The sequence below is a fragment of the Arthrobacter sp. 10N418 genome (assembly GCF_056394725.1).
The window spans coordinates 15,209-32,385 of record NZ_JBFTIK010000005.1; the positions used below are offsets into that span (position 1 = coordinate 15,209).

Below are 17,177 nucleotides of genomic sequence, written 5' to 3' on the forward strand. Positions count from 1 at the left end.
CCGTCCCGGCCGAGTCCGCTGCGGGTTCGCCGGCTGTCCCGGCCGGGATGCTGGTGACCGTGCGGGTCCCGGCGACCAGCGCCAACCTCGGGCCCGGCTATGACAGCCTGGGGCTGGCCCTCTCGCTCCATGACACGTTGACGGTGGAAACCCTGGCCGGCGGTGGGCTGGAGTTCGAACTCAGCGGCGAGGGTGCCGAATCGCTGCCGCGCGACGCGAGCCACCTGGTGGTCAGGGCCATCACCGAGGCCCTGCACCGCCTCGGCTTCCGGCATGACGGCCTGCGGATCACGGCGGACAACGTCAACCCGCACGGCCGCGGACTCGGGTCCTCCGCCTCCGCCGTGGTCGCGGCCGTCTCAGCCGCGAACGCCCTCGTTCCGGAAGCGGCGCGCCGCGGCAAGGACTGGATCCTGCAGCTCACGAGCGAAATGGAAGGCCACCCGGACAACGTCGCACCCGCGATTTTCGGCGGACTGGCGCTGTCATGGCAGGACAGTGACCGGTACAGCAGCACCTGCGTGACCGTCGCGGAATCGGTCATCCCGGTCGTCGCAGTCCCGGACTTCGAACTGTCCACGGAGGCCGCGCGCGCTCTGCTGCCCGCTTCGGTGGGGCACCATGCCGCGGCGATGAATTCCGGCCGGGCCGCCCTGCTGATCCACGCATTGACGACAAAGCCCGAGTTCCTGCTCCCCGGCACCGAGGACTACCTGCACCAGAGCTACCGGGCCCAGGCCATGCGGCCCAGCGCGGAGCTCATCGCGGCACTGCGCCGCGCGGGCTACGCCGCCGTCGTCTCCGGTGCCGGGCCGACGGTCCTGGTCCTTGCCAACGGCGAAGCGGAAGCCGACGCCGTCGTCAGCTTCATTGGCTCGCACACGGTCCGCAACACGCCGGAAGTGGGCTGGCGTGTGATGAAGCTGGCCGTGGACGTTGAAGGTGCTAAAGTGGAAGTGCACCGGCGGTAATCACGCAGGCGGTAAATCAGTAACCGTTATAAGACCGCGATGTTGGCCACGTAGCCTCTCTCATCTCCCACTGCGCAATATTTTCCGGTGCCACCTGCTTTCGGTCTGACGCAGGAACCCGCAGAGTTGCTCTGCACCCCTGTAGCGTCAGCCCGCCGTTCCTTCTGTTCGGAGCGTGCCAGGTGTAGCTGTATCCGGCCGTGCTGGCCAAAATCCATCCGGCAAGGCCGAAATCCCGGCTGCGGATCTGAACCGCAGCCCAGATCAAATCATCGCGTCCAGCTCCTAGTCTGGACGCCGTCGAGGGGGAAGGATCCTTCGTGACCGAAACCACTGAGCTGTCTCCAGCTGTGGAAACATCTTCTGCTGCCGGATCGTCAACGGCAGCACCCGCCAAGAGCAGCGGCCTTGCAGGCCTCAAGCTCGCCCAGCTGCAGGCTCTCGCCAGCCAGCTCGGCATTTCCGGCGGTTCCCGCATGCGCAAGGGAGATCTGGTCTCGGCCATTTCCGCACATCGTGCAGGCACTCCAGTGAGCAAGGCCCCGGCCCGCGCTGCTGAAAAGGCGACCGACAACGGTACCGTGGCGCACGCCGCGGCTCCGGCAGCAGCCGGCGACGCCGAGGCACCGGCCCAGGAGAACCCGCGGGCCCGTGGCCGTGGCCGCAGCCGCCGCGCAGGCAGCGACGGCATCATCACCGCGCCTGCTGCAGAGGCTCCCGCCGCTGCTCCTGCCGCGGAAACTGCGCCCGCCGCGGAAGCAGCCGCCGAGACCGGTCCGGCCAGTTCCGGCGGCACAGAAGCCGGCGAACGCCGCCAGCCGCGCACCCGCAACCGCCGCCGCGGCGAAGCTGCCGCGCAGGGCGGATCGGCGGAAGCTGCCGAAGCCCCCGCCGAGCAGCGCCAGCCCGAAGAGCGCGCCGCCGAGCAGCGCCAGCCGGAGCAGCGCACGGAACAGCGCCAGACCGACCAGCGCACGGAACAGCGCACAGAACATCGTGCCGAGCAGGGCAGCGAGGACGGCCAGCGCCGTGACCGCACCCGCGGAGGCCGCGACAACGCCGAAACCCGTGAGAACACCCGCGAAACCCGCGACAATGACGACAACGACGGCGGCAGCCGCCGGAACCGCCGCAACCGTCGTGACCGCAACGACCGCGGTGACCGCCAGGGCCAGCAGGAGAGCCGCGACAACACCTCGCGGAACGACCGCTTCCGCGACCGTAACGACCGCCGTCGGGGACGCGTCCAGGGACCGGACGTCGACGACGTCGAGGTCACCGAGGACGATGTCCTGCTGCCCGTCGCCGGTATTCTCGACGTGCTCGAGAACTACGCGTTCATCCGCACCTCCGGCTACCTGCCGGGTCCGAACGACGTGTACGTCTCCCTCGCCCAGGTCAAGAAGTACAACCTGCGCAAGGGCGACGCCGTCGTCGGCGCCATCCGTGCACCGCGTGAAGGCGAAACCCCGCAGGGGGGCCAGCAGCAGTCTGCCCGCCAGAAGTTCAACGCCCTGGTCCGCGTCACGTCCGTCAACGGCAAGACGCCCGAGGAGCTCAAGGACCGCGTCGAGTTCGCGAAGCTCGTCCCGCTGTACCCCTCCGAGCGCCTGCGCCTGGAAACGGATCCCAAGAAGATCGGCCCCCGCGTCATCGACCTGGTGGCGCCGATCGGCAAGGGCCAGCGCGGACTGATCGTTTCGCCCCCGAAGGCCGGCAAGACGCTTATCCTGCAGTCCATCGCCAACGCCATCACCACCAACAATCCTGAGGTCCACCTCATGATGGTGCTCGTTGACGAACGTCCCGAAGAAGTCACGGACATGCAGCGCACCGTCAAGGGCGAGGTCATTGCCTCCACCTTCGACCGTCCCGCCGACGACCACACCACCGTGGCCGAACTTTCCATCGAGCGCGCCAAGCGCCTCGTGGAAATGGGCATGGACGTCGTGGTCCTCCTGGACTCCATGACCCGCCTGGGCCGTGCCTACAACCTGGCAGCACCGGCCTCCGGCCGTATCCTGTCCGGTGGTGTGGATTCCGCAGCGCTGTACCCGCCGAAGCGTTTCTTCGGTGCCGCCCGCAACATCGAAAACGGCGGCTCGCTGACCATCCTGGCGACCGCGCTTGTCGAGACCGGTTCCAAGATGGACGAGGTCATCTTCGAAGAGTTCAAGGGCACCGGCAACATGGAACTGCGCCTGTCCCGCCAGCTTGCGGACAAGCGCATCTTCCCGGCCGTGGATGTCAACGCGTCCGGTACGCGCCGTGAGGAAAACCTGCTTTCCCCCGAGGAAGTCAAGATCATGTGGAAGCTGCGCCGCGTCCTTTCCGGGCTCGAGACGCAGCAGAGCCTTGAGCTGCTGACCAACAAGATCCGGGAGACCCAGAGCAACGTCGAGTTCCTCATGCAGGTGCAGAAGACGACGCTTGGTGCGAAGTCCGATAACGACAAGTAGCTGAGTTCAAGGCGGGGTGCCGGAATCTCGCGCGGTTAGCCGTGCGGGTTTCCGCCCCCGCCTTCGCCGTTCGGTTTTGCCGCCCCCGCCCCTACGCTGGGAGGCCCGCGATCTTCGATCGCAGGCCTCCCAGCTCCGGCAGGCCCGATGCCACTCCCGGGGCGGCAAAACCGAACGGCTTCGCTGTTTGCCCACCTATGCTTTCGCGTCACTAGACTTGTAAGAGTCGAAAGAGGTTTTGAAAATGTTTGAGTCCGTACAGGGGCTGCTGGATGAGCATGATGCCATCCAGGCGCAGCTTGGGGATCCTGCTGTTTATGCTGACCAGCGGCTGGCCCGGAAATTGGGGCGGCGTTCGGCTCAGCTCAACGGCATCGTAGAGGCCTACCACGCGTGGCACGGGATCCAGGACGACCTGGCCGCTGCCAGGGAGATGGCCGGCGAGGACCCCGAGTTTGCTGCCGAGGTTCCTGAGCTGGAGGCGGCGCTGGAGACCGCGGCCGCGAAGCTGCGCCGGCTGCTGATCCCGCGCGATCCGGACGACGCCCGCAACGTCATCCTCGAAGTCAAGGGCGGCGAAGGCGGGGACGAAGCGGCCCTGTTCGCCGCCGACCTGCTGCGCATGTACTCCCGGTACGCGGAATCCCGCGGCTGGAAGACCGAAATCATCTCGGCCAATGAGTCCGACCTTGGCGGTTACAAGGACGTCCAGATGGCCATCAAGGGCAGCTCCAACGACCCCGCCGAGGGCGTCTTTGCCCGTCTCAAGTTCGAAGGCGGCGTGCACCGCGTCCAGCGCGTTCCAGTGACGGAATCCCAGGGCCGCATCCACACCTCGGCCGCCGGCGTGCTGGTGCTCCCCGAAGTCGATGAGCCCGAAGAGCTCGAGATCAACCAGAACGATCTCAAGATCGACGTCTACCGCTCCTCCGGGCCGGGCGGACAGTCCGTGAACACCACCGACTCGGCCGTCCGCATCACCCACCTTCCCACCGGCATCGTGGTGGCCATGCAGAACGAGAAGTCGCAGCTGCAGAACCGCGAAGCCGGCATGCGCGTGCTGCGGGCCCGCATCCTGGCCCACCAGCAGGAGCAGATCGACGCCGAGAACTCGGCCCAGCGTAAGTCGCAGATCCGCACCATGGACCGCTCCGAGCGCATCCGCACCTACAACTATCCGGAAAACCGCATCGCGGACCACCGCACTGGCTACAAGGCCTACAACCTGGACCAGGTCATGAACGGGGACCTGGAGCCGGTGATCCAGTCAGCCATCGAGTTGGACGAACAGGCCCGCCTCGACGCCATCGGCGACTAGGCGCGGGTCACCGGTGATGACAGCACGCAATGGATTGAGCCTCGCGGCAGCCGTCCGCGAGGCCGCCACCGTCCTGGCCGCCGCCGGCGTGCCGAGCCCGAGGGTCGACGCCGAACTCCTGGCCGAGCACCTGCTCGGCGTGGGCCTCGGCCGGCTCCGGGCGATGATGCTGGGTGATTCGACGGCACCGGAGGGCTACGCGGAACTCGTCGCCGAACGGGCGCAACGGATCCCGCTGCAGCACATCACCGGCGTCGCGCATTTCCGGCAGCTGGAATTGGCGGTCGGTCCCGGCGTGTTCATTCCCCGGCCGGAAACCGAGTCCGTGGTCCAGCTCGTGGTCGACCGCATTCAGGGCATGGCGCACCCCAAAGTGGTGGACCTGGGCACGGGATCCGGCGCGATCGCCGGTTCGATCGCGCACGAGGTCCCCGGTGCAGAGGTCCACGCCGTCGAGTTCAGCGAGTTTGCGCACGCCTGGGCGGCGAAAAACCTCCTTCCCCTCGGCGTCCTCCTGATCCGGGGCGACCTCCGCGACGCCTTGCCGGAGCACAACGGAACGTTCGACGTCGTCGTGTCCAACCCGCCCTACATCCCTGCCGAGGCCATCCCGAACGAACCCGAAGTGGCACTCCACGATCCGCCGGAGGCGCTGTACGGCGGGGGAGCGGACGGCATGGAACTTCCGACGGCGGCTGCCTCCTCCGCGGCCCGGCTGCTGGTTCCCGGCGGCTACTTCGTGATGGAACACGCCGAGGTCCAGTCGGGCTGGATCGCGGCCATGCTGAACCGCAGCGGGGTGTGGACCGAGGTGGCCACACACCGGGACCTCAACGGGAGGGACAGGGCCACCAGTGCCGTCCTGGCCGGCCCCGGCATAAAGTCAAGCGACAAGTGATGAAAGAATGGGCCAGTGACGACTAGCTACGATTGCACGGCAGCTGACCAGCGCGCCGCAGGACTTGAACACGCCCAGCGGGCCATCCGCGAGAACAAGTGCGTGGTTTTCCCCACGGATACCGTGTACGGGATCGCCGCGGACGCCTTTTCGCCCCTGGCAGTGACCCTGCTGCTCGCGTCCAAGGGCCGCAGCCGGAAGATGCCGCCGCCCGTCCTCATTCCGCGGCTGAACGCCCTCGACGGCCTCGCCACCGACGTTCCGGCGGAGGCGCGGCGGCTCGCCGAGGCCTTCTGGCCCGGCGGACTGACGCTCATCCTGCACGCCCAGCCCTCCCTGGACTGGGATCTCGGCGAGACGAAGGGCACCGTGGCCCTGCGGATCCCGGCCGACGACGTCGCCCAGGACCTGCTGACCCTCACCGGCCCGCTGGCCGTTTCCTCCGCGAACCGCACGGGCCAAGCCGCGGCCCAGACCGCCGCCGACGCCGAGGCGCAGCTGGCCGAATCGGTGGAGGTGTACCTCGAAGGCGGACACCGGCCCGTCGAAGGAGCCGATGCCCTGCCGTCCACGATCGTCGACGCCACCGCCCTGCCGCTGCGGGTGGTCCGCCAGGGCGCCATCAGCCTTGGGCGGCTGCGCGGGGTGGTCCCCGACCTGGTGGACGTGGATGGCAACGCACCCGCCACGAGTGATCCCAGCCCCGCCGACTCGGGCGTGGAATGACCCTGGACCGGCAGCGCGTCCCCGTCCTTGACGTGGAAGCGACACCCCTGACTGTCTCCGAGCTGACGGAGGTCCTCAACCGGTACATTGCCGAAGGCGGGACCCGGACCGTTCTGGGCCACAACCTGCACAGTGTCACGCTCCTGCATTCCGATCCCGGATTCCGGAACTTCTACGAGCGAAGCGACGTGGTCCTGATCGACGGCGCGCCGGTGCTGTGGCTATGGGCCAAGGCAGCGGAGAGCGAAGGGCGCAACGGCCCCGTCATGGACTACCGGCTCGGATCAACCGACTGGATCCCGGCCCTGGCCGGTGTTGCGGGGCTCAAGAGGATCGCGGTGATCGGGGCCGGCCCCGTGGCCAACGCCGGCGCGGTCGCGCGGCTCAAGGACATCGTCCCGGGTTCACAGGTTGACGGAATGCCCGGCGAAGGCTGGAATGAGCAAGTCGAGGAATCCGCTGTCGCGTGGCTCGGGGAACTGCGCCCGCAGCTGGTGCTGATCGGACTCGGCATGCCCCTTCAGGAAGAGGTCCTGCAGCGCAGGCTGGCGGCGTTGCCACCTGCTGTCTACTGTGCCGTCGGCGGGGCGATCGAACAGATTGCGGGCGTCCAGAAACTGGCACCCCGATGGATCGGCCGCCTCGGTCTGGAATGGGCATGGCGGCTCATGCTCCACCCGAAACGGGTGGCTTACCGGGTATTCGGGGAACCGTGGGTGCTGCTGGGACTGCTGGCGCGGCGGCGGCTTCGCCGGACGCGCTAGGGAGAGCGCCTAAAACTTCTGGTCCTTCAGCGGACCGAAACCTTTGCCGCGCAGCCCGGTGGAAAACGCCCGGAACCAGTCCGCCAGGCCCCGGACATCGCCACGGCGCAGGAAGTAGCCGAGGTAGCCGCCCACGTCCGCGACCAACGACTTCACCCGGAAGTGGCGGCGGATCATGTACCCGCGGTTCCGGTAGTAGAAATGGCGCTTGAATGCCGAGTCCGGCACGATCACGTGCCATCTGGCGCCATAAACGTGCTTTGTCTCGGCAAAGGCATGCGGGTGGGTGATGGCGGCCGTAGTCACTGTGCCAAAGCGGATGCCGGCCTTCCGGAGCCGGAGCGTGAAGTCGACCTCGTCGCCGCGGATGAACATCCGCATGTCCGGCAGCCCGACCTTGAAGAAGACATCGGACCGGATGAGGGCGCCGTTGAAGAAGTGTCCGTCGTCCGGCAGGAACCCGACCTTCTCCACTGCGGCGCGATCGTGGGTGACCTTTCCGTCCAGGCGGAAGAAGAACGACAGCTGGTCAGGATGGCCCGGGGCCACCACCAGCGGAACGACGGCGTCGAGGCCGCGCGCCTCGGCCTCACGGAGCAATGTGGCCAGACAGTCCGGTTCGGCGGGCTCGGCGTCGTCGTCCATCATCCAGACCCAGTCCGCGCCGCTGGCCACCGCCTTGAGGATTGCCAGCGAAAAGCCGCCGGCACCGCCCAGGTTCGCCTCGGACCGGATGTAATCCACGTTGGAGTGCCGGCCGGCGACGTCCTTTGAGGCGACGGTGCCGCTGTCGACGAGGCAGATGGAGCGGACCGGCGCGGTCTGGTTGTTGATGGCGTCCAGCAGAACGGCCAGCTCCCGGGGACGGTCAAACGTCACGGCAGCAACTGCAACCGACAGGGTCATCGCGGGGTCCTTTCAGCACGGCCGTCAGCGGTTTTCCCGGCTGCAATGGGCCGTGTGACGCGAAGACAGGTGGCCGTTGGCATTAGTATCTTGACTAGAGTCCACTGTAATACAGCCCTGTCAGGCACTACGCACTGCCTGCCCTGAGCACGGCGACGGAGAAGTTTCATTTATCGAAAGACAGTTCCACGGCCATTGAATCCTGCCTGCTCTGAGGCCTCCGCCGGGCAGGTGGCCTTCCCATGATCATGTACCTGCTCATGATGCTGACCGCGGCGGTCGTGAGCTACGGGGCCACCTGGGGTGCCAGGCTCGTGGGCAACAAGCTGGAGCTCTTTTCCCCGATCCGCAGCCGCGACATGCACTCCACCCCGGTCTCCAGGCTTGGCGGCCTTGGCATCTTTGCCGGCGTCCTCGTGGCGCTGGTGGTGGCGAGTGAGTCGTTCTTCGTCAAGGACATCTTCCGGAACAACGCCGCGCCGTGGGGAATCCTGGCAGGTGCCGGCGTGATCGTGCTGGTGGGTGTGGCCGATGACCTGCTCGATCTGCGGTGGTGGGTCAAACTGATCGGCCAGAGCGCCGCTGCCCTCGTGGTCGCCCTCTGGGGAGTGCGGATAGCGGTCATTCCCTTCATACCGGAACCGATAGTCGTCCAGTCCCCGACGCTGAACATCATTCTGACCGCCGGACTGATTGTGACCACGATGAATGCGTTCAATTTCATTGACGGGCTGGACGGCCTCGCCGCGGGAGTGGCGATCATCGGGGGAGTGGCATTCTTCCTCACGGCATACTGGGTCCACCGGAACGCGCCGTTGACCGATTTCTCGGACCTCGCCACGCTGCTGACTGCCGTTCTCGTGGGCAGCTGCGTCGGGTTCCTGCCGCATAACTGGTTTCCGTCCAAGATCTTCATGGGCGATTCCGGCGCCATGCTCATCGGGCTCCTGATGGCATCGGCCGGCGTCGTGTCCACCGGGCAGATCACGTCCGGACTGTATGACAGGGCCAACGGTATTCCGACGATCATCCCGATCCTGTTGCCGTTCGCCGTATTGTTCCTGCCCCTGCTCGACCTGTGCCTGGCCGTGGTGCGGCGGACCGCACTCGGCCGGTCGCCCTGGTCGGCAGACCGCGGGCACCTCCACCACAAACTCCTGGACATCGGCTACTCGCACCGCGGAGCGGTGGTGCTGATGTACCTGTGGACGTGCATTCTTGCGTTCGGCGGACTGGCCTTCGCCATCTTCCCGTGGCAGATTGTCCTTGCCGTCGATGTCGCCGCCACAGCCGTGATGACCGTCGTGACGGCGTGGCCGTACCTCCGCCAGCGCACTCCGTGACCGATGTCCGGAACGCGCGCGTGAACCGCATGTTTATCCACTTTTCCGAATAATTTCTATCTACTGTAGAATTCAGGTGCGGCCATCCGCCGCGCCTGTTGACCAGCACCCACCCCACGACGATTGGGATCTCATGACCTCCAACGCCGATCCCGGACCCGCGTCCGGCACCGGGCCCGTTGGTGTCTCGGGTCCCACGACATCGCTCTGGCTGCGTCTGCTGGCCATCAGTTCGGCGGCTGCCGCAACCGCCCTGGCGCTGACGGGAATTGCCGCGTACGCCTTCAACGGCGCAACGGGGCTATGGTCCTGCCTCTTCGGGGGAGTCCTGGTCATGGCGTTCTTCGCCATCAGCCTGGCTGTCGGCCACTTCGTCGGCCGGAACAACCCGTCCGGAGCCATTGGCCTCTTTGTCGCCACGTATTTCGTCAAGGTCGTGGGTTTCGCTGTCGTGCTGTTCGCCATCGGTGCGCCCGGCTGGCTGCATGGCCGCTGGTTCCTGATCGGAGCCGTCGTGGCAGTCGTGTTCTGGCAGGCGGCCGAGATCTATGGCTTCAGCAAGGCGCGGCTCCAGATTTACGACGACCCCAAACCCCGCGAAGGCGGCACCGATGTTTAGCCGCAAAGCCGGACGCAAAACGGCACCTGAAACCCCCAAAAGCACGGCCGGCGCCCCCGGTGTCTCCGAGGATGGCGGGGACGGCGGATACAACGCCGGAATCGCCGTATTCAGCTACATTGTTGGCGGAATCATCGTCTGGAGTTTGATAGGGTGGGGTCTGGATAATCTGTGGGGAACCCGCTGGATTGTGCTCGCAGGCGCCCTGCTTGGAGCTGCGGGAGGGTTCTATCTTTCTCATATGCACGGCCTCACCAGCTCCAGAACACCAGCTGGCGGGGATACTACTGCACGTGGCCCGTCCAAGGACGAGGAACAGTAATGCCAAATAATTTCACAGGGGGAGAAGCTGACAGGAATGTCGCCAATCCCCGACCAACGCCCAATGATGGACACTGCAGAGAGGAAACGCGTTGATCGCGCTTGCGCTCCCGGCCCAAGATTCAGGACAGTTCACCCCGCCTGGAATTGAAGAATTGCACCTGCCGGCAATCCTGCCCTGGGGTGCGGCAGAAGGATTCTCCAAGCAGATGCTGCTGGTAATCCTGTCGGTCGTTATTATCGCTACATTCTTTCTGCTAGCTGCGCGGAAGCAGCAGCTTGTTCCCGGCAAACTGCAGTTCGCAGGCGAGATGGCCTATGGCTTCGTCCGCAACGGCATCGCCAAGGACATCATCGGCGGCAAAGACTTCATGAAGTATGTCCCGCTGTTGTTCAGCCTGTTCTTCTTCATTCTCGTGAACAACATCTACGGCGCAATCCCCGTGATCCAGCTCCCGAGCTTCTCGCACGTCGGCGGGGCCTATGTGCTCGCCGCGATCGTGTACATCACCTGGATCGCCATCGGCGTCAAGAAGAACGGCCTGAAGTACTTCAAGCTGGCCACTGTTCCTTCCGGTGTCCCGTTCTACATCCTGCCGATCGTGATCCCGATCGAGATCATCTCCAACTTCCTGGTCCGTCCTGTCACGCACAGCCTCCGTCTGTTCGCCACCATGCTGGCCGGCCACCTCATCGTCATGATCGCGGGATCCGGAATCGAATTCCTCGTCATGCAGGAGAACGTCCTCCTGAAGGGCGCTTCGGTCCTCGTCCTGGCCGGCTCCGTGGCCATGTACATGCTGGAAGCGCTGATCATGGCCCTGCAGGCCTACGTCTTCACGCTGCTGACCGCCATCTACATCGAAGGCGCCCTGCACGCGGACAGCCACTAGGCACCCACAGTCTTCCCCTCGCGGGGATGAAGTACACCAAACAACCTGCCACATAGATGGCATCTTGAAAGGAAAAAAATGGAAGGCTCCATCAACGGCTCCCTCAACCTCATCGGCTACGGCCTCTCCGCCATCGGCGGTGGTATCGGTGTTGGTCTCGTGTTCGCTGCCTACATCAACGGTGTGGCACGCCAGCCGGAAGCGCAGCGCGTCCTGCAGCCGATCGCATTCCTCGGCCTTGCGCTGACTGAAGCCCTCGCCATCCTTGGCCTGGTCTTCGCATTCGTTCTCAAGTAAACCTTCAGAACTAAGCGAACATCCAGAACCGAGTAGATAAGGACGGGTGAATTATGCATCAGATGATCATCTCAGCCGCCACTGAACCGGCGGCTAACCCGCTCGTTCCCAACCCTTGGGAAATGGGCGTAGTCCTCGTCGGCTTTGCTGTCCTCTTTTACATCGTGGTCAAGTTTGTTGTCCCGATGTTCGAGAAGACCTTTGCGGAGCGCGCCGAGGCCATCGAGGGCGGCATTGCCAAGGCCGAAAAGGCCCAGGCAGAGGCTTCCGCCGCACTCGAAGAATACAAGCAGCAGCTCACTGATGCCCGTGCCGAAGCCAATCGCATCCGCGAGGAAGCCCGGGCCGAAGGCGCTCAGATCCTCGCGGATCTGAAGGAGAAGGCAGCTGCAGAGTCTGCCCGCATCACGGCCCAGGCCCACGCGGCGATCGAATCCGAGCGTCAGGCGGCCGTTGTGTCGCTCCGCTCGGAGGTCGGCACGCTGGCCACGACGCTGGCGAGCCGCATCGTTGGCGAGTCGCTGAGCGATGATGCACGGTCGGCCCGCGTGGTGGACCGCTTCCTGGCAGATCTGGAGAACCAGAACGCAGGTGTAGCTAAGTAATGGCAGGTGTATCGAGCGAATCGCTGGCCGCGGCGTTGATGGCGCTGGAAGCCAAGCTTCCGAACGCCTCGCTGCAGTTGGCTAAGGAACTCTTCGGGATCCTGGGAACGGTGGACAGCTCGGCTGGCTTGCGCCGCGCCTTGACTGACCCGTCCCGCAGCGGTGACGAAAAGTCGGCGCTGGTCAAGCAGCTCTTCGGCGGAAAGGTCTCCGCTGATGCTGTGGAGATCGCGGGCGGACTGGCCAGCTCACGCTGGGCATCGGCCCGGGATATCGGCGATGCACTCGAGACTCTTGCCGCTTCGGTGGTAATTGCCGTTGCCGAGAACAAGTCGGCCGTCTCTGCCTCCGGACTCAGCGGACTGGAACTGCTGGAGAACGATTTGTTCTCCTTCAACCACGCCGTGGAGTCCAGCCATGAGGTCCAGCGTGCTTTGTCCGAGCCGCAGGCGAGCTCCGCGGCTAAGACTGCACTGGCCGAAAAGCTCGTACCCAGTGCCAGCGAGGAAGCGAAAGTCCTCGTCGGACAGGCTGTTACCGCTCCCCGCGGGCTCAAGGCAACCAAGCTCGTCGGCCGTTTCGCCGAGCTTGCAGCCAAGCGCCAGCAGCGCTGGATTGCGACGGTCAGCGTCACCCGTCCGCTGACGGAGACACAGACCAGCCGCCTGCAGGCAGGGCTGAACGCCCTGTACGGGCGCGAGCTCAAGATCAACATGAACGTTGACCCGGCACTGATCGGTGGCATCCGGATCCAGGTTGGCGACGAAGTGGTTGACGCTTCCGTCCTGGCCCGCCTGGGCCAGCTTCACCGCCAGCTTGCTTAGCCAAGCCGGACAAGCACAACTTAACTGATAGCAACCCCGGTCATCGTGAGCAACGATGATCACGAAAACAGGAGAGCAGGGACTGCAGATGGCCGAATTGACCATCAACGCCGACGACGTCCGTAATGCGTTGAACGAGTTCGCGGCGTCCTACGAACCCGGAAACGCAGAGCGCGTAGAGGTCGGCCGTGTAACAACCGCAGGTGACGGCATCGCCCGTGTTGAGGGCCTTCCCTCGGTCATGGCGAACGAGCTGCTTCGCTTCGAAGACGGCACGCTGGGCCTGGCCCAGAACCTCGACGTCCGCGAGATCGGCGTCATCATCCTCGGTGACTTCACCGGAATCGAAGAGGGCCAGGAAGTCCACCGCACCGGACAGGTTCTGTCCGTCCCGGTCGGCGACGCCTTCCTGGGCCGCGTGGTTGACCCGCTGGGCATGCCCATCGATGACCTCGGCGAGATCAAGGCCGAGACCACCCGTGCACTGGAACTCCAGGCGCCCGGCGTGACCCAGCGCAAATCGGTCCACGAACCGATGCAGACCGGGCTCAAGGCTATCGACGCCATGATCCCGATCGGCCGCGGCCAGCGTCAGCTGATCATCGGTGACCGCCAGACCGGCAAGTCGGCTATCGCGATCGACACGATCATCAACCAGAAGGCCAACTGGGCTTCCGGCGATGTCAAGAAGCAGGTGCGCTGCATCTATGTAGCCATCGGCCAGAAGGCCTCCACGATCGCGGCTGTCCGTCAGACCCTCGAGGACAACGGCGCACTCGAGTACACGACCATCGTGGCTTCCCCCGCGTCCGACCCCGCGGGCTTCAAGTACCTGGCACCGTACGCCGGTTCGGCTATCGGGCAGCACTGGATGTATGGCGGCAAGCACGTCCTCATCGTGTTCGATGACCTCTCCAAGCAGGCTGAGGCTTACCGTGCAGTGTCGCTGCTGCTCCGCCGTCCGCCGGGACGCGAAGCCTACCCGGGCGACGTCTTCTACTTGCACTCCCGTCTGCTTGAGCGTTGTGCCAAGCTCTCCGACGAGCTCGGTGCAGGTTCGATGACCGGCCTGCCGCTCATCGAGACCAAGGCGAACGATGTTTCCGCCTACATCCCGACCAACGTGATCTCCATTACCGATGGCCAGATCTTCCTGCAGTCGGATCTCTTCAACGCCAACCAGCGTCCCGCCGTTGACGTGGGTGTGTCTGTCTCCCGCGTTGGTGGCGCCGCCCAGGTCAAGTCCATGAAGAAGGTCTCCGGTACCTTGAAGCTGGAACTGGCCCAGTACCGCGACATGCAGGCTTTCGCAATGTTCGCGTCGGACCTCGACGCCGCATCGCGCCAGCAGCTGACCCGCGGCGCACGCCTGATGGAACTGCTGAAGCAGGGCCAGTACTCGCCGTTCCCGATCGAGAACCAGGTTGTCTCCATCTGGGCCGGCACCAACGGCTACCTCGACGACGTTCCGGTTGAGGACATCAACCGCTTCGAGACCGAGTTCCTGGAGCACCTCAAGCACAAGTCCTCCATCCTGACGACGCTGGCGCAGACCAACGTCATGGACGATGACACCGCAGAAGCACTGAAGACCGCGATCGTGGACTTCAAGAAGGGCTTCTTCGGCGAGGGCGACAGCTACCTGGTTGGTGCCGGGCATGAGGAATACGCCGCCATCGACGAGGACAAAGTCGACCAGGAAAAAATCGTCAAGCAGAAGCGCTAGTTTCGCTGGCAGGCACTGCCGGGACCCGCACAGGTTCCGGCAGTCCCTGCCATCGGGATCTTAGGAAAGGATAAGTATGGGAGCCCAGATTCGGGTCTACCGCCAGAAGATCAGCTCGACGACGTCGATGCGCAAGATCTTCAAGGCGATGGAACTGATCGCTACCTCGCGCATCGGCAAGGCCCGAGCACGCGTAGCAGCTTCACTGCCTTACGCAAACGCCATCACGCGCGCCGTTTCTGCTGTCGCAAGCCAGAGCGAAATCGACCACCCGCTGGTCACCGAGCCGGCTCAGATCCGCCGTGCCGCCGTCCTGGTCATCACTTCGGACCGTGGCCTGGCAGGCTCGTACTCGGCAAGCGTGCTCAAGCAGGCTGAAGGTCTCATGGAGCTGCTCCATGAGGAAGGCAAGGAAGTCAAGACGTTCCTGGTTGGCCGCAAGGCACAGGCGTACTTCGATTTCCGGAACCGTCCTTATGGGCGCGTCTGGACCGGCAACACGGACGCACCGGTTTTTGCGACTGCGCAGGAGGTCAGCGAGGCATTGCTGGCTGACTTCGCAACGGCCTATGAAGAGGGCGGTGTCGACGAGATCCATGTCGTCTACACCCGATTCAAGTCCATGGTGACCCAGGAGCCGACGGTTGTCCGCCTGCTCCCGCTTGAGGTTGTTGAAGAGCAGGCCGCGTCCGAATCGGACCTCCTGCCGCTCTACGAATTCGAGCCGGAAGCGGAGCAGGTTCTCGATGCCCTGCTGCCGCGATACATCGAATCCCGCATTTTCGCAGCCATGTTGCAGGCGGCAGCTTCCGAGCTCGCAGCCCGTCAGCGGGCAATGAAGTCCGCCGGCGACAACGCCACGGAACTCATCAAGAAGTTCACGCGTCTGCGCAACACTGCCCGCCAGGCTGAAATTACGCAGGAGCTTTCCGAAATCGTGGCCGGTGCCGACGCGTTGAACGCGTCCTAGCCATCCCCGGGCCTGGATCCTGCTGTACCTGCACCAAAGTAAACTTACCCCCAACGCCATCTACTGAGTGAAGTGAGAGAGATGACTGCCACTGCTACCGAACACGTAGCCGCGACGACCGGTGCTACCGGCCGTATTGCACGTGTTATTGGCCCGGTTGTCGACGTCGAATTCCCGGCTGACGCAATCCCCTCGATTTACAACGCACTCACCACCGAGATTACTCTCAACGGTGAGACCAAGACCATCACGTTCGAGGTTGCCCTGCACCTCGGCGATAACGTCATTCGCGCCATCTCCCTGCAGGCCACCGACGGACTCGTCCGCGGTACCGCTGTGGTGGACACCGGCGCCCCCATCTCCGTGCCCGTCGGCGACGTCGTCAAGGGACACATCTTCAACGTCCTGGGACAGCCGCTTGACGTGACTGAGGCCGAACTCGAAATCACCGAGCGCTGGCCCATCCACCGCAAGGCCCCGGCCTTCGCGACGCTTGAGGGTTCCACCGAGATGATGGAAACCGGCATCAAGGTCATCGACCTTCTCACCCCGTACATCAAGGGCGGCAAGATCGGCCTGTTCGGTGGTGCCGGCGTCGGCAAGACCGTGCTGATCCAGGAAATGATCACCCGTGTTGCCCGCAACTTCGGCGGCACCTCGGTGTTCGCCGGTGTCGGCGAGCGTACCCGTGAAGGTAACGACCTCTGGGTCGAAATGGAAGAGGCCGGCGTCCTCAAGGACACCGCCCTTGTCTTCGGCCAGATGGATGAACCGCCGGGAACGCGTTTGCGCGTGGCCCTGTCGGCACTGACCATGGCGGAGTACTTCCGCGATGTGCAGAACCAGGACGTGCTGCTCTTTATCGACAACATCTTCCGCTTCACCCAGGCAGGTTCCGAGGTCTCCACCCTCCTCGGCCGCATGCCGTCGGCCGTGGGTTACCAGCCCAACCTGGCAGACGAGATGGGTCTCCTCCAGGAGCGCATCACGTCCACCAAGGGCCACTCCATCACCTCGATGCAGGCCATCTACGTTCCCGCAGATGACTACACCGACCCGGCTCCGGCCACGACCTTTGCACACCTGGACGCGACCACGGAACTTTCCCGTGAAATCGCTTCCCGTGGTCTGTACCCGGCCGTTGACCCGCTGACGTCGACCTCGCGCATCCTGGATCCGCAGTACATCGGCCATGACCACTACAGCACGGCCGTCCGCGTCAAGCAGATCCTGCAGAAGAACAAGGAACTTCAGGACATCATCGCCATCCTCGGCGTTGACGAGCTCTCTGAGGAAGACAAGATCGTTGTCTCGCGGGCACGCCGCATCCAGCAGTTCCTCTCGCAGAACACCTACACTGCCAAGCAGTTCACCGGCGTCGAAGGCTCCACCGTGACCATCAAGGACACGGTTGAAGGCTTCACCGCCATCTGCGACGGCGATCTCGACCACATTGCTGAGCAGGCGTTCTTCAACGTCGGCGGCCTGGATGACGTCGAGCGGCAGTGGGCCAAGATCCAGGAACAGACCAAGTAAT

General features: G+C 64.6%; 17 protein-coding genes. 16 read left to right on the forward strand and 1 reads right to left on the reverse strand.

Annotation, left to right across the window (positions count from 1 at the left end; all coding sequences use genetic code 11):
- Window positions 1-47: 47 nt before the first annotated feature.
- The 6 genes from thrB to AC1DCZ_RS05255 all read left to right on the forward strand — a co-directional run bounded on the left by thrB (window position 48) and on the right by AC1DCZ_RS05255 (window position 7,136).
- Window positions 48-971 carry a homoserine kinase gene (gene thrB, locus AC1DCZ_RS05230; protein WP_476973781.1) on the forward strand — a complete coding sequence of 308 codons (924 nt, stop codon included), beginning with the start codon at window positions 48-50 and terminating at the stop codon, window positions 969-971.
- A 320-nt stretch (window positions 972-1,291) separates the two neighbouring features.
- A complete protein-coding gene (gene rho / locus AC1DCZ_RS05235) occupies window positions 1,292-3,430 on the forward strand; it encodes a transcription termination factor Rho (protein ID WP_476973651.1) in 2,139 nt (712 codons plus the stop codon).
- Window positions 3,431-3,674: 244 nt separating this feature from the next.
- Window positions 3,675-4,748: a peptide chain release factor 1 gene (gene prfA / locus AC1DCZ_RS05240; RefSeq protein ID WP_476973652.1), complete on the forward strand. Its 1,074-nt coding sequence runs from the start codon at window positions 3,675-3,677 to the stop codon at window positions 4,746-4,748.
- A gap of 16 nt (window positions 4,749-4,764) precedes the next feature.
- Entirely contained in the window at window positions 4,765-5,646 is an 882-nt protein-coding gene (prmC, locus tag AC1DCZ_RS05245) for a peptide chain release factor N(5)-glutamine methyltransferase (protein WP_476973653.1), read from the forward strand.
- A 15-nt stretch (window positions 5,647-5,661) separates the two neighbouring features.
- Window positions 5,662-6,372 (forward strand): L-threonylcarbamoyladenylate synthase, encoded by a 711-nt coding sequence (locus tag AC1DCZ_RS05250; protein ID WP_476973654.1) that lies wholly within the window; start codon window positions 5,662-5,664, stop codon window positions 6,370-6,372.
- Window positions 6,369-7,136: a WecB/TagA/CpsF family glycosyltransferase gene (locus AC1DCZ_RS05255; protein ID WP_476973655.1), complete on the forward strand. Its 768-nt coding sequence runs from the start codon at window positions 6,369-6,371 to the stop codon at window positions 7,134-7,136. Before AC1DCZ_RS05250 ends, AC1DCZ_RS05255 begins: the two co-directional genes overlap by 4 nt.
- Before the next feature lie 9 nt (window positions 7,137-7,145).
- On the opposite strand, the gene AC1DCZ_RS05260 is transcribed toward AC1DCZ_RS05255, so the two are convergent.
- Window positions 7,146-8,042, reverse strand: a complete 897-nt coding sequence (locus AC1DCZ_RS05260; RefSeq protein WP_476973656.1) for a glycosyltransferase — start codon at window positions 8,040-8,042, stop codon at window positions 7,146-7,148.
- A 242-nt stretch (window positions 8,043-8,284) separates the two neighbouring features.
- Here AC1DCZ_RS05260 and AC1DCZ_RS05265 point away from each other — a divergent pair, with 242 nt between their 5' ends.
- The 10 genes from AC1DCZ_RS05265 to atpD all read left to right on the forward strand — a co-directional run bounded on the left by AC1DCZ_RS05265 (window position 8,285) and on the right by atpD (window position 17,176).
- On the forward strand, window positions 8,285-9,385 hold the full coding sequence (locus tag AC1DCZ_RS05265) for an MraY family glycosyltransferase (protein ID WP_476973657.1): 1,101 nt from the start codon (window positions 8,285-8,287) through the stop codon (window positions 9,383-9,385).
- Window positions 9,386-9,518: 133 nt separating this feature from the next.
- On the forward strand, window positions 9,519-10,004 hold the full coding sequence (locus tag AC1DCZ_RS05270; RefSeq protein ID WP_476973658.1) for a hypothetical protein: 486 nt from the start codon (window positions 9,519-9,521) through the stop codon (window positions 10,002-10,004).
- Entirely contained in the window at window positions 9,997-10,326 is a 330-nt protein-coding gene (locus AC1DCZ_RS05275) for a hypothetical protein (protein ID WP_476895442.1), read from the forward strand. The genes AC1DCZ_RS05270 and AC1DCZ_RS05275 overlap by 8 nt, the downstream gene beginning before the upstream one ends.
- 91 nt (window positions 10,327-10,417) lie before the next feature.
- On the forward strand, window positions 10,418-11,218 hold the full coding sequence (gene atpB, locus AC1DCZ_RS05280) for a F0F1 ATP synthase subunit A (RefSeq protein ID WP_476895441.1): 801 nt from the start codon (window positions 10,418-10,420) through the stop codon (window positions 11,216-11,218).
- Between the two features lie 78 nt (window positions 11,219-11,296).
- Entirely contained in the window at window positions 11,297-11,515 is a 219-nt protein-coding gene (atpE, locus tag AC1DCZ_RS05285; protein ID WP_003804776.1) for an ATP synthase F0 subunit C, read from the forward strand.
- A 53-nt stretch (window positions 11,516-11,568) separates the two neighbouring features.
- A complete protein-coding gene (locus tag AC1DCZ_RS05290) occupies window positions 11,569-12,120 on the forward strand; it encodes a F0F1 ATP synthase subunit B (protein ID WP_476895440.1) in 552 nt (183 codons plus the stop codon).
- Window positions 12,120-12,944 carry a F0F1 ATP synthase subunit delta gene (locus tag AC1DCZ_RS05295; protein ID WP_476973659.1) on the forward strand — a complete coding sequence of 275 codons (825 nt, stop codon included), beginning with the start codon at window positions 12,120-12,122 and terminating at the stop codon, window positions 12,942-12,944. Before AC1DCZ_RS05290 ends, AC1DCZ_RS05295 begins: the two co-directional genes overlap by 1 nt.
- A gap of 88 nt (window positions 12,945-13,032) precedes the next feature.
- Complete coding sequence (atpA, locus tag AC1DCZ_RS05300) at window positions 13,033-14,670, forward strand: F0F1 ATP synthase subunit alpha (protein WP_476973782.1); 1,638 nt, start codon at window positions 13,033-13,035, stop codon at window positions 14,668-14,670.
- Window positions 14,671-14,746: 76 nt separating this feature from the next.
- The gene (locus AC1DCZ_RS05305; RefSeq protein ID WP_476973660.1) at window positions 14,747-15,640 is read left to right on the forward strand and encodes a F0F1 ATP synthase subunit gamma; all 894 of its coding nucleotides are present in this window, start codon (window positions 14,747-14,749) and stop codon (window positions 15,638-15,640) included.
- An 81-nt stretch (window positions 15,641-15,721) separates the two neighbouring features.
- The gene (atpD, locus tag AC1DCZ_RS05310; RefSeq protein ID WP_476895437.1) at window positions 15,722-17,176 is read left to right on the forward strand and encodes a F0F1 ATP synthase subunit beta; all 1,455 of its coding nucleotides are present in this window, start codon (window positions 15,722-15,724) and stop codon (window positions 17,174-17,176) included.
- Window position 17,177 lies beyond the last annotated feature (1 nt).

Coding starts and splice junctions, on each gene's coding strand:
- atpA (WP_476973782.1), top strand. CDS start 13,033: ATGGCCGAATTGACCATCAACGCCGACGACGTCCGTAATGCGTTGAAC.
- AC1DCZ_RS05290 (WP_476895440.1), top strand. CDS start 11,569: ATGCATCAGATGATCATCTCAGCCGCCACTGAACCGGCGGCTAACCCG.
- prfA (WP_476973652.1), top strand. CDS start 3,675: ATGTTTGAGTCCGTACAGGGGCTGCTGGATGAGCATGATGCCATCCAG.
- AC1DCZ_RS05305 (WP_476973660.1), top strand. CDS start 14,747: ATGGGAGCCCAGATTCGGGTCTACCGCCAGAAGATCAGCTCGACGACG.
- AC1DCZ_RS05255 (WP_476973655.1), top strand. CDS start 6,369: ATGACCCTGGACCGGCAGCGCGTCCCCGTCCTTGACGTGGAAGCGACA.
- prmC (WP_476973653.1), top strand. CDS start 4,765: ATGACAGCACGCAATGGATTGAGCCTCGCGGCAGCCGTCCGCGAGGCC.
- AC1DCZ_RS05260 (WP_476973656.1), bottom strand. CDS start 8,042: ATGACCCTGTCGGTTGCAGTTGCTGCCGTGACGTTTGACCGTCCCCGG.
- AC1DCZ_RS05275 (WP_476895442.1), top strand. CDS start 9,997: ATGTTTAGCCGCAAAGCCGGACGCAAAACGGCACCTGAAACCCCCAAA.
- AC1DCZ_RS05295 (WP_476973659.1), top strand. CDS start 12,120: ATGGCAGGTGTATCGAGCGAATCGCTGGCCGCGGCGTTGATGGCGCTG.
- thrB (WP_476973781.1), top strand. CDS start 48: ATGCTGGTGACCGTGCGGGTCCCGGCGACCAGCGCCAACCTCGGGCCC.
- AC1DCZ_RS05265 (WP_476973657.1), top strand. CDS start 8,285: ATGATCATGTACCTGCTCATGATGCTGACCGCGGCGGTCGTGAGCTAC.
- atpD (WP_476895437.1), top strand. CDS start 15,722: ATGACTGCCACTGCTACCGAACACGTAGCCGCGACGACCGGTGCTACC.
- atpE (WP_003804776.1), top strand. CDS start 11,297: ATGGAAGGCTCCATCAACGGCTCCCTCAACCTCATCGGCTACGGCCTC.
- AC1DCZ_RS05270 (WP_476973658.1), top strand. CDS start 9,519: ATGACCTCCAACGCCGATCCCGGACCCGCGTCCGGCACCGGGCCCGTT.